This window comes from Pseudomonas sp. IT-P4 (genome assembly GCF_949767755.1).
Taxonomy (GTDB): Bacteria; Pseudomonadota; Gammaproteobacteria; order Pseudomonadales; family Pseudomonadaceae; genus Aquipseudomonas; species Aquipseudomonas monachiensis.
The window spans coordinates 1-14,924 of record NZ_CATKPX010000036.1; the positions used below are offsets into that span (position 1 = coordinate 1).

General features: G+C 59.8%; 14 protein-coding genes. 4 read left to right on the forward strand and 10 right to left on the reverse strand.

Features of this window, described 5'->3' with window-relative positions:
• Together ACM6IT_RS16295 and ACM6IT_RS16300 are read right to left on the reverse strand one after the other, a co-directional pair.
• On the reverse strand, positions 1-318 hold a 318-nt coding region (locus ACM6IT_RS16295; RefSeq protein ID WP_414918341.1), incomplete at its 3' end, for an Orn/Lys/Arg decarboxylase N-terminal domain-containing protein.
• A 198-nt stretch (positions 319-516) separates the two neighbouring features.
• Positions 517-1,389 (reverse strand): DNA/RNA non-specific endonuclease, encoded by an 873-nt coding sequence (locus ACM6IT_RS16300; protein WP_414915027.1) that lies wholly within the window; start codon positions 1,387-1,389, stop codon positions 517-519.
• A 296-nt stretch (positions 1,390-1,685) separates the two neighbouring features.
• Between ACM6IT_RS16300 and ACM6IT_RS16305 the strand changes: the two genes are divergently transcribed.
• The 4 genes from ACM6IT_RS16305 to ACM6IT_RS16320 all read left to right on the forward strand — a co-directional run bounded on the left by ACM6IT_RS16305 (position 1,686) and on the right by ACM6IT_RS16320 (position 7,604).
• Positions 1,686-3,194, forward strand: coding sequence for a PLP-dependent aminotransferase family protein (locus ACM6IT_RS16305; RefSeq protein ID WP_414915028.1), 1,509 nt, complete (start codon positions 1,686-1,688; stop codon positions 3,192-3,194).
• Between the two features lie 112 nt (positions 3,195-3,306).
• A complete protein-coding gene (locus ACM6IT_RS16310) occupies positions 3,307-4,377 on the forward strand; it encodes a sugar phosphate isomerase/epimerase family protein (RefSeq protein WP_414915029.1) in 1,071 nt (356 codons plus the stop codon).
• A 51-nt stretch (positions 4,378-4,428) separates the two neighbouring features.
• Complete coding sequence (locus ACM6IT_RS16315; RefSeq protein ID WP_056724954.1) at positions 4,429-5,694, forward strand: MFS transporter; 1,266 nt, start codon at positions 4,429-4,431, stop codon at positions 5,692-5,694.
• A 419-nt stretch (positions 5,695-6,113) separates the two neighbouring features.
• A complete protein-coding gene (locus ACM6IT_RS16320; protein ID WP_414918342.1) occupies positions 6,114-7,604 on the forward strand; it encodes a sensor histidine kinase in 1,491 nt (496 codons plus the stop codon).
• On the opposite strand, the gene ACM6IT_RS16325 is transcribed toward ACM6IT_RS16320, so the two are convergent.
• The 8 genes from ACM6IT_RS16325 to ACM6IT_RS16360 all read right to left on the reverse strand — a co-directional run bounded on the left by ACM6IT_RS16325 (position 7,601) and on the right by ACM6IT_RS16360 (position 14,742).
• Positions 7,601-8,302, reverse strand: coding sequence for a response regulator (locus tag ACM6IT_RS16325; protein WP_414915032.1), 702 nt, complete (start codon positions 8,300-8,302; stop codon positions 7,601-7,603). The two genes, ACM6IT_RS16320 and ACM6IT_RS16325, sit on opposite strands and share 4 nt — an antisense overlap.
• Before the next feature lie 145 nt (positions 8,303-8,447).
• Entirely contained in the window at positions 8,448-9,815 is a 1,368-nt protein-coding gene (locus ACM6IT_RS16330) for an ATP-binding protein (RefSeq protein WP_414918343.1), read from the reverse strand.
• Entirely contained in the window at positions 9,812-10,474 is a 663-nt protein-coding gene (locus ACM6IT_RS16335) for a response regulator (protein WP_056724962.1), read from the reverse strand. Before ACM6IT_RS16335 ends, ACM6IT_RS16330 begins: the two co-directional genes overlap by 4 nt.
• Positions 10,475-10,485: 11 nt before the next feature.
• A complete protein-coding gene (locus ACM6IT_RS16340; protein ID WP_056724963.1) occupies positions 10,486-11,130 on the reverse strand; it encodes a tetratricopeptide repeat protein in 645 nt (214 codons plus the stop codon).
• Positions 11,127-11,936 (reverse strand): SDR family oxidoreductase, encoded by an 810-nt coding sequence (locus tag ACM6IT_RS16345; protein ID WP_414918344.1) that lies wholly within the window; start codon positions 11,934-11,936, stop codon positions 11,127-11,129. The genes ACM6IT_RS16340 and ACM6IT_RS16345 overlap by 4 nt, the downstream gene beginning before the upstream one ends.
• Positions 11,923-12,597, reverse strand: a complete 675-nt coding sequence (locus ACM6IT_RS16350; protein ID WP_414915034.1) for a TenA family transcriptional regulator — start codon at positions 12,595-12,597, stop codon at positions 11,923-11,925. The genes ACM6IT_RS16345 and ACM6IT_RS16350 overlap by 14 nt, the downstream gene beginning before the upstream one ends.
• Entirely contained in the window at positions 12,594-14,075 is a 1,482-nt protein-coding gene (locus ACM6IT_RS16355; protein ID WP_414918345.1) for an AMP-binding protein, read from the reverse strand. Before ACM6IT_RS16355 ends, ACM6IT_RS16350 begins: the two co-directional genes overlap by 4 nt.
• A complete protein-coding gene (locus ACM6IT_RS16360; RefSeq protein ID WP_223541169.1) occupies positions 14,065-14,742 on the reverse strand; it encodes a thermostable hemolysin in 678 nt (225 codons plus the stop codon). The genes ACM6IT_RS16355 and ACM6IT_RS16360 overlap by 11 nt, the downstream gene beginning before the upstream one ends.
• Positions 14,743-14,924 lie beyond the last annotated feature (182 nt).

Consider the following 14,924-nt stretch of genomic DNA (forward strand, 5'->3'; position numbering starts at 1 on the left):
AGTTTCCAGTTGGTTGCCGTGGTACTCGGCATTATTGCTGGATAGGTCGAAGACGCCATTGACCTGCAAGATGACATCCCGCAGTTGCTTGTAGATCGCCAGGGAGCGATTGCTGCGGCCCTGAGAGGCCACCAGGAAGATCGGGATATCGAAGCCGGTGCGCTTGATGGCATCCAGCACTCCGGCGGCCAGGTCATCAATGCAGAGTACGGCGACGGCGACATCGGTAAAGTCTGTCTGGTCGAACCGGACGACTTCACGGGTATTACGAAAACAATCCCGGACCGCATCGCTGGCAGCGATTTTCAAAGCGTTCATATCCAGAATCTCTCGGTCTACTTGACGTTGAAGTTCCTGGGACGAGTACCTTCAGGGGCATCATGTCCCGGGTCCGGAGCGATTGCCCTATTGGGTATAGTCCATTTTTACAATTTGTTACCCCTTGCCGAAATTTTATCGGTCAATGCAACACCCCATCGGTTGCCTCCAACCTTTGGGGTGCTGCTCATCCAGCCATCAGGTGCGCCCGGCGGAACCTGTCACGGGCAGGTTCCCGAGCAGCTTGAGCCCGGTACTCTTCACGAACGTCTCATAGTCCATCGGCTTCTCGATTCGGGTTTCTGCGTTAGGCAGCACGTAGGCCCAGGCACGTTTGGACGATGCGTCGTACACCAGTTTGAACAGGCGGGTCGGCACCCAGACCTGGTTGTCGCCGATGGTCGAGTGGCCCGGGTCAAAGAGCGGGCCGGTAAAGACAAACACGTTGCCATCGGCGCGCTTGGCAAACTTGCGGACGTCAGACTCGACCTTGCTCCAGATCTTGCGGTTATTGGTCGGGTCTTGCGGCACCATGTTCGACAGCGCAAAGGATTGGGCCATTGCCTTGGGGCTCGGGGCATCGGCTGCCGGGGATTGATGGCCTCGGTCCACGGCCGGCTTCTGGCTGCGGTAGTCGCTCAACTCGGCGCGCCCACTCTTGGGAATGCGTGGGTCCGGGTAGAACTGGTTGGTACGCTCCTCCCCTTTGGCATCCTGCAACTGGGCCGCATTCAGACGCTCGACCACCACCAGTGGGGTCTTGCTGGTTTGCGAGTACAGCACCGCGAAGTTGTCGGAGCACAGCGCCAGGGGTTTCATGGAGGATGGCACTGTCGCCGTGTTGATCGGTTTCGCTGCCGGGAACAGCTCGGCGCAGCCGTCAAACGATGCCTGTTTCTGTTTGCTTGAATAGAGGTCCAGGGCCGCGTTCTGGCTGATCGAGCCCGAGCGGGACGTTTGTTCATGTTGTGCGGCAGGTGGCTTGAGGATGTCCAGCAGACTGCGGGCTTGCGCCCCGGTCGAGAGCAAAACAAGGGCCGACAGCCCAACTGCAATTTTGCGTAGGTACATGGGTTAAATCTTCGAAAGGAATTGAGGGATAAACGTGCGGCGAGGCCCGATTCACGGAACCGGTTGGAGGGCGTTGCTGATTATGTGGAGGCGATCATGCTTTCGCGGTCCTTGATCAAGTTATCGATGCGGGGTGTATGGACCATGACAAGATCGGTTAGTGCAATGCCGTACTCGGCAGCCATATTATTGTGACGCTGTGGTGGATGACATATCCAGCCCCCCTCGATACCCTTTCGCACCCGGGAACCTGACGGCAGTTCAGGCCAAACCACACTCATCCAGACGAACCAAAAATGAAATCCTCCGCAGGTTTGCTGTTGTCAGGTATCGAACTGGACCGTGCCAGCTCCATCCCCTTGTACCGCCAACTCTACTTGCAGATTCGCAAACAGATTCTCAGCGGCAGGATTCAGGGCGGCGTGCGCCTGCCCTCCACCCGGACCCTGAGCAAGGAACTGCAGCTGTCGCGAATCAGCATTCTCAATGCGTTCGATCAACTGATTGCCGAAGGCTTCCTGACGTCGCGGACCGGGGCCGGGACCTATGTGGGGCATGAATGGGAGAGCCGCGGTATCGACGACGATGAGCACAAGCGCCAGCCCCCTCGCCTGTCCGACCTGAGCCAGTCCATGCTGTCGTTGCGCAGCGATCATTTTCGCGGTGTTTCCTATGCCGACTGGGCGACCGGCAGCCCGACCTCGTTCCTGCCCAGTCACAGCGCCTACGATGCGTTCCCGCAATCGGTCTGGAAGCGCCTGTTGAACCGCCACCTGCACAAGCCGACCAAGGCCATGCTCGGTTATGGAGAATTGCAGGGATTGCTGGCCCTGCGCGAGGCGATTGCCGAGTACGTCTTCGATGCCCGTGGCATTGATTGCACTGCCGATCAAGTGGTCATCGTGTCCGGCGCCCAGCAAGCCTTCAACCTGCTGGGCATGCTGTTGCTCAACCCGCAGGACAGCTTCTGGATGGAGGATCCGGGGCATATCGCGGCGCGCATTGCGCTCCAGGCCCAGGGTGGCCGGGTCGTGCCGTTGCGTATCGACGAACAGGGGATCGATGTCCGGCAAGGCCTGGCTGTGTGTCCTGACGCTCGCCTGGTGTTTACCACACCTTCTCGCCAGCATCCCTTGGGCATCACCATGAGTTATGGGCGGCGCCAGGAACTCATCGACTGGGCCGCCCAGAATCAAAGCTGGATCATCGAGGACGACTGCGACAGCGAGTTTCGCTACAACGGCCGCCCCCTGCCGGCACTCTATGCCATGGACCAATGGGCCCGGGTCATCTACGCCGGGACCTTCAGCAAAGTGCTCTTCCCCTCGCTACGACTGGGTTACGTGATACTGCCGAACGCCTTGATCGAACCCTTCTGCACCCTGCGGGCGGTCATGGATCGCAGCCCGCCCACCCTGCTCCAGGCCGTCACCGCGGACTTCATGCGCGAAGGCCACTTTCTCGGCCATATTCGTCGAATGCGCGCCCTGTACCAGGCTCGCCAGCAGGCACTGGTGGAACACCTGCACAAACGCCTGGGGACTTTCTTCAGGATCACGCCAGTGGAAGCCGGCATGCACCTGATCGCCTGGTTACCCGCGCATCTCGATGACGATGCCCTGGCCAGGGAACTTGGCGAGCATGGCATTCATACCTATCCCCTGAGCGACTACTGCGTCGAACACGTCTTGCCGCCGGCGCTGCTGATCGGCTTTGCCAGCACCCCCGAGGACCAGGCTCAAGCGCGCGTCGAAGCGCTGGCCCAGGCCCTGGACAAAATGGGCTACCTGCAACCGGCCACTTGACCCAAGGCAAGTGGCCTTATGAATTAACTGATAATGGATCTATCGAGAGTTCCTGACTGGCGCGATAAAGGCTGCGCCGGTAGACCCGGTGTCTGAACCAGGAACGACTCGAATGAACAATAAGATCCAGGAACGATTCAACGCCTTGCTCAGCCATAAGGCTGTCGAGGCCGAGGCTCCCCCCCTACTGAACGAGGCGCTGGCCCGCCAGTTGCTCGACCGACTGGCGCAACTGCGCCTGTTTGCCCATGCCTATCCCTTGCTGACCAACCTGACCCACGGCCGTGTCACCCCAGGCGACCTGCTGGATTTTGCCTATCGCCATGAATTGCAGGGCCTGAGCCTGCACTTGCTTGACGGTGAGGAAAACAGCCTCAGTCAAATGACCGCCGAGCAGCTTCAGGCGTTCGCTGCCAAGGCCAATGCACTCGGGCTGGACGTGCATCTGGAAATCAGCAGCACCCTGAAAAAAGATGTCGATCAAGTGATCGCCATTGCCAGGGCGCTGGGCACCCGCAATATCCGTGTCTACTCACGCTACGAAGGGGCGCTGTCCCGGGTCATGGACGTGATCGAGTCAGACCTGCACTACCTCGCGCAACAGGCAGACGAGCACGATCTGTTCTTCGACTTCGAGCAACATGAAGAACTCAAGAGCGGCGAGATCGCACAACTGCTTAGCCGCTTGAACCACCCTCGCCTGCACGCCCTGTTCGACTTCGGCAACATGATCAATGCCTGCGAACAGCCCCTGGCGGCACTGCGCGCCCTGGCCCCGCACATACGCCAGACCCACCTCAAGGGTGTGCGCATCGTGCCTGAGCAAAACGGCTTCGGGCATTACGGCGTGCTGCAAGGCAGTGACGAAGACGATCTGCCCAGCGCACGCATGCTGTTCGAATTGCTGATGCTCGGCGAATCAACCCCACAGGTGATCGCCTTCATTCTCGAGCAGGAAAACCACTACGTCGCCCCGGCGTTCCGCCAGCTCGACGAAGCCGCCGACCCGTTCATTGCGTACCGGGAAATGAGTGAAACAGCGCTGCCGGAAGGCTTCTCGCTGGAGCGAATGCTGGCCGATGAGCACCGTTGGGCAAACAACCAGGTGGCCTACGTACGAGGCCTGCTGGCCGAGTTCCGCACCCTGGCCGAGTTGACCCTGGCCCAATGCCCTGACGCCTGAACCTGACGTGCCCATCGGCACTGCCTACCCAATCAAGCCTGGAGAACAATAATGACATCCCAAGACAAGGCCAAATGGCTCAGATTCCTGATTCTCATCCTCGGTGGTGGCACCATCTACAAGCTGGCGAATCTCAAAGACGCCTTCTACATCCCCATGCAAGAATTCATGGGGCTGTCCCACACTGAAATCGGCGTGCTGCTGAGTGCCAACGCCATCATCGCCACGGCGCTGTTCGTGGTGGGCGGCATGCTCGCCGACCGCTACGACACGCGCAAGCTGATCCCCCTGGGCCTGATCGGTACCGGCGGCCTCGGGCTCTACCTGGCGACCTTTCCGCCCTTCAGCAATCTGTTGGTGGTGTTCTGCCTGCTGGCCGTGTGTGCCGACTGCCTCTTTTGGCCTTCGCTGCTCAAAGCCATCCGCAACCTGGGCGACGATAAGGAACAGGGGCGCCTGTTCGGCCTGCTCGAAGGCGGGCGTGGCGTCATCGATACCCTGGTCGCCTTCTCTGCGCTGGGCGTCTTCGTCGCCATGGGCTCCGGTGAAAACGGTCTGAAATCGGCGATCCTCTTCTACTCGGTCATCGACATTCTTGCCGGCACCCTGACCTGGCTGTTGCTCAAGAGCGGCAAAACCCAGTCGACCGTCAAGCCGAAGAACGGGTTGTCGAACCTGCTCGAGGCCATCAAGGTGCCGGGCATCTGGCTGGTCAGCCTCAATGTGTTCATGGTCTACATCGTGTACTGCGGCCTGACTTATTTCATTCCCTACCTCAAGGAAATGTACGAACTGCCCGTGGCCCTGGTGGGCGCCTACGGCATCATCAACCAGTACTTCCTCAAGATCCTGGGCGGCCCTGCCGGTGGCTTCATCGCCGACAAACAGTTCAAGAGTTCCAGCCGCTATCTGAAGTGGGCGTTCCTGGCGTTGTTGCCGCTGATGGGCGTCATCATGCTCATCCCGAAAAGCCCGGATTACATCTACGCAGGCATGGCGGCCACCCTCTCCTTCGCGCTGATTGTGTTTTCCATGCGCGGCGTGTTCTGGGCCCCCATGGGTGAAGTCGGCATTCCCCAGCACATCACCGGCTCAGCCTTCGGGATCGGTTGCCTGATCGGCTATGCACCCGGCATGTTTGCCTACGTCATCTATGGCGCCATCCTTGACCACTTCCCGGGTCAACAAGGCTACAACTACGTGTTCTCGTTGATGAGCGTATTGGCCATTGTCGGGTTCATGGTGTCCAGCCTGCTGTATCAAGCGGTCCGCAAGAATGCCACGATCACTGGCAAGGTCAGCGCCGCGCAAGCCTGAACATAGACAGTGAATGCAGCGCGGCGGTAACCGGAGTCTCTCGGTTACCGCCGCACGGCGTAGCCATCAAAATGCGAAAACGGCTTCCCCGGTTAGCCATTCGGTTCGCGCAGCTGTTGCCGCTGCAGGTGTTCGAGTTGCCGCTCGACGTCGGCTCGTTCCACCCCGATGAGTGTATCTGGCGCAACGCCAACATGAGCCGGTGCTGGCGTGGCTGATCGAACAAATCCTGGCGGTGCGGCCGGCTTGAACTGACGCACGGCATAACGCCTTGCCTGAAATTGCACAGGGCGGGCGTCGGATCGCTATACAGTGAACTACTGTCAGTCATGGGCATGGCGCCCACAGCCAATCTCCAGATATCCATCGAATTGCAGGGTTTCCAACCGACATATCACGATGATCACGGAATCAGGCCGATGGAAAAAGATGCAAGAGCCGAATCAAAAAACCAGGCGTTTACCGCGCAGGAGACTGAGGCCCCGGGCGAACCAGCCCCTGTTTGCGAAGTGGCTGGCAATGGCATCAGGCGCACTCGCTTCGGGGGCCAGGCGCGCGAACTCAGTCGCTCGACCCAGTTTGTCATTGTCGCTGCAGTGATCCTGGGGCTGACCATGTTCTTCGTCGGTAATCTGGTGAGCGAACGGATAGAAAACGCCGCCGTGCACAGCGCAGCAGAAGCTGCCGCTCAGTACATGGATACGTTTCTGGAGCCCTATGTGCAGGAAATGAGCCGGGACAACGCCCTCTCGGCTGCCAGCGTCCAGTCCCTCGATCGCCTCGCGGAAAGTCGTTCGCTCAAACAGCACATTGTTTCGATCAAGATCTGGCGAGCAGATGGCACGGTGATCTACGGCACGAACAAAGCCATCACTGACCGCAAATTCCCACTCGATGAAATCACCGAGGCCCTCAAGGGCAATGTGGTTACCGACCTCAAAGACCTGAAGGAGGAGGATGAGAACGAGTTCGAGCGCAAACTCAACATGCCGCTCTATGAGATCTACGCGCCCCTTCGCGACTCACGCACCGGAGATATCATTGCGGTGGGCGAGTTTTATGAAAAGGCCGATAGCCTCAAGCGCGAGATCAATCGCGTCCGGCAGCAGGTGTGGGTGGACGTAGGCACCGCGACACTGGCGATGCTGACGCTGCTCTTCTTCATCGTGCGACGCAGTGACAAGATTATCCTGCGACAGCAAGTGGCACTGCGCATGCGGTTGCAGGAGCAAACCCGCCTGCATCTCAGCAATGCCGAACTCCAGCACAAGATGGCGACGGCTACCCAGGAGTTTTCCCGGATCAACGAACTCACCTTGCGGCGCATTGGTGCAGACCTGCACGATGGGCCGGCGCAGTTGTTGACCTTGATTCTGATCCGTCTCGACGACCTGGCCGAAAACTGCTCCGCTGTCGATCAGGAGTCGCTGGAAACCATTCGTGGCGCCGCCACCGACGCATTGAGCGAGGTCCGCGATTTATCACGAGGCCTGGCGCTTCCGGAAATCAACGACCTGAGCCTGGAGGAAGAGTTGCAACTGGTGGCGCAACGGCACGAGCAACGCACTGGCACCCGGGTCACATTAATCATGGGGCGGCTACCGGAGGCCGCGCCACTGCCGCTCAAACTCTGCTTGTACCGTTTTGTGCAAGAAACCCTCAACAACGCTTTCCGTCATGCCAACGGCGAAGGCCAGGTCATCCGTGCGCAATACGTTGATGAGGTATTGAACATCAGCGTCAGGGACGGTGGTCCGGGCATGGCGCAGGACGCCATGCTGCTCGAGACATCCGGCAGAACCCGATTGGGGCTCGCCGGTTTGCGTTATCGCGTTGAATCCCTGGGCGGGTTGTTCAGCATCGACTCCAGCGCCTCGGGTACGTCGGTCAATGCACAGTTCAAGCTCTAGTCAGAGCTGCTGTGGGCATCCATTGGGGTTTTCCCTTCACCGTTGTGAAGGCGCCCGACAGCTTCACGCTCCCAATAACGCCGTAGAGCCGTGACCGCTTCGACACGATTTCGGGCGTGCAGCTTGTGCATCACGCAGCCCATGTGGTGCTTGACGGTTTTTTCGCTGATCGACAGCCTTGTCGCGACTTCCCTGTTGGTCAGACCCTTTGAAACTTCTCGAATGACCTCCTCCTCGCGGTGGGTCAAATCAAAGTTGGGCGTTTGCGCCTCGTGCTTCTTGCTGTTACTCAGCAGTTTGTTGGCAAACTCGGGGGTGATATAGGTCTCACCCTTGGCAACCGACCTGATCGCCAGGATCAGGTCCGGTCCGCTGACACCCTTCAACACATACCCGCGCGCGCCAGCATCCAGTGCCAGAAAGGCGTCATCTTCAGACTCCGAAACCGTCAGCATCAGCACCTTCACATCCGGCAGTTCAGTGGAAATGAAGCGCACCGCGGCGAACACATCCCCCGGCATATTGACGTCCATCAGCATCACGTCCGGGCGCACCCTCTGGGCGATATCCCTGGCATCCTGCGCATTGGCACCCTGCTCCACGACCTGAAGATCCGCCCGTTTTCTCAACGTATTGGCAACGCCCTCACGTAACATCGGATGATCGTCGACTATGCCGATGCGAATGGATGGACTCATGACGCGGCTCCCGAACGGATAAGCACTCGAACATTCATTGATTAATAGCAGGGAACCCGGGGGCACGCCGGTCACCAGTCGTATGTTTTCATCCGACCAACAATCGCTCCCCTGGACGTTGCACCAGGCAAAACCAGGAACAACGTCAAAAGCGACGGATTTCCAGCGTCGCGCGTAACCCTCCAGGGGGGCGGTTCTCCAGTTTGACCTGCCCACCAAAGCGATCGGCAATGGCCTTGACGATGGTCAGCCCCAACCCTGCACCCTGATCATTTCCGCGGCTGTAGAAACGCTCGAAAAGCCGATCGCGATCCTGCTCGTTGATGCCCGGGCCCTCATCCTCGACAGACAGTTCGTAGCGGGTTTCCTTCTCGACCAGCCTTACAGTGATCACGCCATGCCGAGGGGAGAAATTCGCCGCATTGGTCACCAGGTTGTTCAAGGCAATATCGATCGCGGCCGGGTCGACTCTGGCAAGGATGATGTCGTCGCTGACTTCAAAAACCAGTTCCAGCCCCTTGCTCAGCAACCAGGGCGTCAACTGGACCAGGCTGTCGCGAACGGTGCTGGCCAGATCAATAGATGCAGGCGGTTCAGTCCCTGCTCCAGGCTCAATACGAGCCATCGTCAGCAATTGATTGACCAGTCGACTGGTACGGTCCACACCGGCAATCAGGAATTCCAGCGATGCGCGACGATCCTCTTCACTCCCCGCTTCCATCAGGTTTTGCGCGTGGATCCTGAGCACGGCCAGGGGTGTACGCATTTCGTGGGCGGCATCGGCGATAAAGCGTCGCTCGCGCCCCATGACTTCCTGAATTTGCGCGAGCATGCGATTGAGGGCCGCCTGCATGGGCTCAAGCTCAGTGGGTAGCGGCGTCAATTGCAGGGGTTCGAGCGAGCCGGGCTTGCGGGCCCGCAGCGTTGCAGCCATGTTGACCAGCGGCTTCAATCCCCAGCCGATGGCCAGCCAGATCATGGCGGCCAGCAACAGACTCCCCAGGATATTGGGCCACAGCGTGTGGCGTACGATCCGGTCCACCAGGTCCATTCGCACGTCGTCCCGTTCACCCACCCAGATGCGCAGGTTGTTCTGCTTGTCTTCAAGCAGGAAGGCGCGCCAAAGCCGATTGTTCAGATCGACTACATCGCTGAAGCCTGGTGTGACCGGCGGTGTGCTGAAGGACGGAGAGCTGGCCGTATGTACCAGCACTTCGTTCCTGGCGTTCCATACCTGAAACGCAATCTTCGTTTCATACGGATGCCCTTCGGCCCTGGGCGTCGCCTCGTTCAGGGCCTGGTTGAAAGCCTTGTACAGGTCCGCATGGTCCTTGCTCACCATGGGCATGCGCATGACCCCTTGCAGCAGGCGAGCGTTCTGGGCCAGATGGGCATCATAGACTTCGGCGATTTCGTGATTGCTGTCGTGCAGATTGAACACACTGATCACGCCCAGGCCGGCGAGCATCAGACCGATGATCAGGACCAGGGTGCGACGCCGGATCGAACTCATCGACGCTCCTCCACCAGGTACCCGATACCACGGACGGTGCGGATCAGATCGGTGGAGAACTTCTTGCGCAGGTGATGGATGTGCACTTCCAGGGTGTTGCTTTCGGCCTCTTCGTTCCAACCGTACAACAACTGCATCAGATGGTCGCGAGTCATTACCCGGCCCGGTGGCGAGAGCAACTCGTGGAGCAACTGGTACTCCTTGGGTGTCAGGGCCACCGGCTCGCCTTTGTAGCTCACTTGCTGGGTGCCGGGGTTCAGGCTGATACCGGCGTGCTCGATCAGCGATTGTCCACGCCCGGCGCTGCGCCGAAGCAACGCACGTATGCGCGCCTTCAGTTCTGCCAGGTCGAAAGGCTTGATCAGGTAGTCATCGGCGCCAGCATCCAGGCCCGCGATGCGGTCTTCGGTGGCATCGCGCGCGGTCAGGATCAACACCGGCAGGTTGGAACCGCTGTCGCGCAAGCGCCTGAGCACTTCGAGACCGTCCATGCGAGGCAGGCCAAGGTCGAGCACCGCCAGATCGAAGATTTCACTGAGCAACGAGTGCAAGGCGCTGTTGCCGTCCTGCAACCAGTCGACGGTATAACCTTCACGGCCGAGGGCCTGATGAATGCCCTCGCCGAGTGCCACGTCATCCTCTATGAGTAATAAACGCACAGGGTCTCCTGTCAGCCAAGTTTCTTGTTCACGTCCACCAACAGCGTTTCGATCTCCTTGCGGCGCCCGGCATCAGCGCTCTCGCGGCCAGGTCGAGGCGCAGCCAGCAAGGCTTTTTGCAGCGCAGCCCTGGCTTCGACATAACGCTTCTGACGGTAGAGGTGATCGCCCCAGAAGTACAGGCTGTCGATGCCGTTGGGGTTCATTTGCAATGCCAGCTTGAGCAACTGCTCGGCCTTGTCAGCGTCGCCGAAACCGATGGGCCAACCGGGTACGCGGTCATAGAGCGCCCCCAGGCTGGTATAGGCTGAGCCTTGCAGGGCCTTGGGGTCCAGGGCCAGGGCTTTTTCCAGGTCGGCCTTGGCATCCTTGACCTTGCCCAGCGCACCCAGTCCCCCCTGGGCGCCCGCCCAGCTACTGGTGACAATGCCGGACCAGATCCAGGCCTCGGCCACCGTTTGGCGTTCCTGCTTGAAGCTCGAAGCCTGGGCGGCCAGTTTTTCGAAAGCCGCGGTTCGTTGCCCCTCGGGTAACTCGTACTGAATGTGCGCCCAGCTTTGCTGGATACTGTTGAGACGCTGCTGGTCGGCAGCATCCAGCGCCCAGACACTCTGGCTCAAGGCGCCAAGCAGCAGGCAAGCGATGATCTTTTTCATGGTTCGGGATTCTCCTGGTCGGGTTTCTGGCTCAGGCGGCGGATCAGCGGCAATTGTTTGCGCAAACCACGGTCCACCAGATGGGGCAGGAGGCTGTTCAGGCGTACAAAAAAACGCTCGGGCCAGCCCAGGTACAAGTCGCGACGTTCACCGGCAATGGCATGAATCACCGCGGCCGCCACGGTTTGCGGATCGTCGACATTGGCTTTGAGCGCATCGTTCAGCGCCTGGGCCTGCGGGCTGTTCATGCTGGTACGGGTCGCTCGCGGGGCGACGTAAAGCACACTGACCCGGGTGTCTGCCAACTCTCGACGCAAGGCTTCGGAGAACCCGCGCAGGGCAAACTTGGTGGCGCAGTAGCTGGCGTAGCCGGGGTAGCCAATGGAGCCATAGGTCGAACCGACGTTCACCACCATGGCACTGTCGGCTTGCTTGAGCAGTGGCAACATCAGTTTTGTCAGGCACATCGGCGCGCCAATGTTCACCGCGAGCATCGAATTGATTTCACTGTCGTCCAGTTGTTCGAGCATGGCGAAATGGTTGACCCCGGCGGCATTGATCAGCAGGTTGATGCCGCCGATGCCCTGCGCCCGCGCCAATACCTCTCGGCGGTCGGTGAGCAGCGTCAGGTCCGCGCGGACCCAACTCAGGTTACTGGGATAAAGCTCAAGCAGCGGCACCAAGGGTTCCCGATGCCGAGCAACCGCCAGCACCCGGGCACCACTGGCGCACAGTGCGGTGGCGATGGCCAGGCCGATGCCGCCGCTGGCACCGGTCAACACGACGCGAGCTTCAGACAGGCGCATGCAGGCTCTCCCCGTTACGCGGCAAGCCACGAAACATATCGGTGTAGAGCCGGTACACCACTTTGGAGGCGTGAATGACGGCGGCCTGGTCGCCCGGGTCTTCAAGGCTGTTCATCAGTCGACGGTAGGTCTGCATATGTTCGATATCCAGCGAGCCGTGGGAACTGAGGTAGCTGAAAGCGCTTTCCGGCAAGTCCAGGCGTTGGCGAATACTGCCGGCGGCGTGGGTGGCCAAGGCGATGCTCGTGCCTTCGAGCACGTTGACCATGCCGAACAATCCCACCGGATTGTCCCTGGCGATCAGGTCGTAGAGGAAACTGACCATCAACTCGATCGGCAATGACGGGCGCCCGTCGCGTACAGCGTCCCTGTCGCCGCCACAGGCTTGAATGTCATCGAGTACCCATTGTTCATGGCCGTATTCGTCCTCGATGTATTCACATACCGCTTTGCGCAACCATTCCAGGCGCAATGGCAGGCGCGCACCGCAGGCCATCATCAATGGCACGGTATGGCGCACGTGGTAATAGGCCTGTGCCAGAAACGCCCGGTAACTTTCCAGACTGACGTCGCCCTGCAGCGCATCACGGATGATCGGCAGGTTGAACAGTTCATTGCGTTCTTGCTCGGTGGCTTGTTGCAGCCTGTCAAAAAAACTCATGGTGCGGATTCCTCGGAAAATGCAGATTCGGCCAAATGCCCCCGGTAGCGTTCGATGATGGCGTCACGGCGGGGCCGGCCATTGGCGGTGAGCAAGCCGTTGGTGGCAGTGAAGGGTTGGTCTAGCCGGCTCCAGTGATGGATGTGGGCGTACTCGGGCAAAGCCTCGTTGGCCTGGGCTACGGCGGCGGCCAGTTGTTCGTCGGTGCAGTCCGGGCGATGGGGCCAGAGCAGCGCATGGTTGTGAGGCATGGCCTCGCCATAGACGAAGGCTTGGGCGATGGGCCCACGCTGGGTCAATTCGGCTTCCACCCACTCGGGGTTGACGTTGCGACCGAAACTGGTGACGAACTGATGTTTCTTGCGTCCCTTGAGATAGAGAAAACCTTCGGCGTCGAACTCGCCGAGATCGCCGCTGGGCCACCACTGGGCGGTATGCGGCGGCTCTCCCAGATAGCCCAGCAAGGTTGAACCCTTGATCAGCACTTCACCGTCGTGCGCCAGGCGAATCTGCACATGGGGCAATGGCCGTCCAACACTGCCGGGGCGCTGTGCCTGCGGGCGATTGAGGCACACTACCGACGCGCACTCGGACAGCCCGTAACCTTCATAGACGGGTATGCGCACGCGTTGGGCGCGATGCAGGAGATCTTCGCTGACCCGGGCACCGCCCACGGCGGTAAAACGCAGATGCTGTGGGTCGAAAGCCTGCTGCTCGGCCGCACTGACCAGCATCAGCAACAACTGCGGCACCAGAATCAGGCTCTGGGGCGAACGGCTGGCCAGGCACCCCAACAGCTGGGTCACATCCGCACCGCTGGCGCCTTGAATCCCCAGTGCTTTCTGGCTGGGCAGGCTCAGGGTAGCGCCGGCATACAGTGCGGCGTAACAACCGATGTTTTCCAGCAAAATGGCCAGCGGCAGCAACGCCAGGTGGTGTTGCGGGTCGGTGGGCTGGCTGGCCAGGTGCAGCTCGCGAGCGACCCGCAGAATGCTGTCGGCACTCAAGCACACGCCCTTGGGCGTGCCTGTGGTACCCGAGGTGAAGGTCAACTTGGCGGTGCCTTCAGGCATTCGGTTCGGGCCATTGAAGGTACGGAGCCAGAACTCGCCGTCCTTCTGATACCCAGCCGCTTGCAGCTCGTCGTGCAATTGCGGTTCGGCAATGACATGTTCGGCCTGGCTCTGCTCCAGGCAATGCTTGCGTTGCGCCGGACTGAAAAAAGGCGGCAAGGCCACGCAGGTCAATCCCTCGAACAACGCGGCCAGGTCCCACAGCATGGCTTCGACGCCATTGTCCAGCGCCAGGGCGACCACCCTGACCTGCTCATCGCGCAGGCGCTGCTGGCGATAAATGACCTCGGCATACAGCGTGGCGTAGTCCAGCTTCAGATGATCGCCCCACAAGGCAATGGCATTGGTTTTTTGCTCGGCATGATGACGCAGGGCCTGTTTGAAATGCTCCATTTCAGGCGACATGGCAGTCCCCTTCAATGGAGGTCGGCAAGCCCAGGCGACTGAACAGGCCAGTGTTGCGCAAATGAATGAAACCGGAGCGGATATTGCCGAAATGAACCCAGGGTTTGCTTTCGTAGTAACTGCCCCAGGCATGGCGGTCCTCGCCCAGGCGCGCCGGGTCGGCAGCACACAGGGTCACGGGCTTCAAGCCAAGGCGATGAAAGCTGTTGACCAGCCCCAGGTTTCCGGTGAAAGCGACCCATTCCAACCCCCCCATGGCGAGCAGGTAGGTCATCGCGATGATGCTCATCCGTGCGCTGCCGGTGTCGCTGGCAGCCAGGTTGCCTACCTCGACGATGTCCGAGCGGCTTACGGTGTGGTCGGCCGCGGCACTGATCAGCGGATCGATCGGCTCGTCCAGATAACCTTCCAGGAACAGCGGCCCGGTGCTCGCCAGACGTACCCCGACCACCGCACAAAGCGCGCCGGACGCATCGCTCATGCCAAACAGCTCCGGCATGAAATGGCGGATATCGGCACCGTGGGCCTTACGAAAACGTTGCTGGATAAAGGCTTCGAAGGCGCCCCGTTGGGGGGCGTCCGGCAAGGCCCTGACCAGATACATCTGCTGTGCTTCGGTCAGGCCAAAGTGCAGCGGCAACTGAAGGTTCCAGTTGAAATCGGACATTGAAAAACATCTCCCCGGATCTATTGGGGAGAAGTATCAAAGGTATTTCTTAACGAAGTCTGAAGGTGACGAAACGATTGTCGCCTTGAGCGACAGTCCGTCATGACATGTCATGACGGACTTTGACCAACAAATACGAAGGGGGAAGGACGAATGGTCGATAGGCGTGAAGCGCGGGAAAT

What these genes read in the sequence shown, in the direction of transcription:
- ACM6IT_RS16300 (WP_414915027.1), bottom strand. Translation starts at nt 1,389, where the DNA reads ATGTACCTACGCAAAATTGCAGTTGGGCTGTCGGCCCTTGTTTTGCTC.
- ACM6IT_RS16305 (WP_414915028.1), top strand. Translation starts at nt 1,686, where the DNA reads ATGAAATCCTCCGCAGGTTTGCTGTTGTCAGGTATCGAACTGGACCGT.
- ACM6IT_RS16310 (WP_414915029.1), top strand. Translation starts at nt 3,307, where the DNA reads ATGAACAATAAGATCCAGGAACGATTCAACGCCTTGCTCAGCCATAAG.
- ACM6IT_RS16315 (WP_056724954.1), top strand. Translation starts at nt 4,429, where the DNA reads ATGACATCCCAAGACAAGGCCAAATGGCTCAGATTCCTGATTCTCATC.
- ACM6IT_RS16320 (WP_414918342.1), top strand. Translation starts at nt 6,114, where the DNA reads ATGGAAAAAGATGCAAGAGCCGAATCAAAAAACCAGGCGTTTACCGCG.
- ACM6IT_RS16325 (WP_414915032.1), bottom strand. Translation starts at nt 8,302, where the DNA reads ATGAGTCCATCCATTCGCATCGGCATAGTCGACGATCATCCGATGTTA.
- ACM6IT_RS16330 (WP_414918343.1), bottom strand. Translation starts at nt 9,815, where the DNA reads ATGAGTTCGATCCGGCGTCGCACCCTGGTCCTGATCATCGGTCTGATG.
- ACM6IT_RS16340 (WP_056724963.1), bottom strand. Translation starts at nt 11,130, where the DNA reads ATGAAAAAGATCATCGCTTGCCTGCTGCTTGGCGCCTTGAGCCAGAGT.
- ACM6IT_RS16345 (WP_414918344.1), bottom strand. Translation starts at nt 11,936, where the DNA reads ATGCGCCTGTCTGAAGCTCGCGTCGTGTTGACCGGTGCCAGCGGCGGC.
- ACM6IT_RS16350 (WP_414915034.1), bottom strand. Translation starts at nt 12,597, where the DNA reads ATGAGTTTTTTTGACAGGCTGCAACAAGCCACCGAGCAAGAACGCAAT.
- ACM6IT_RS16355 (WP_414918345.1), bottom strand. Translation starts at nt 14,075, where the DNA reads ATGTCGCCTGAAATGGAGCATTTCAAACAGGCCCTGCGTCATCATGCC.
- ACM6IT_RS16360 (WP_223541169.1), bottom strand. Translation starts at nt 14,742, where the DNA reads ATGTCCGATTTCAACTGGAACCTTCAGTTGCCGCTGCACTTTGGCCTG.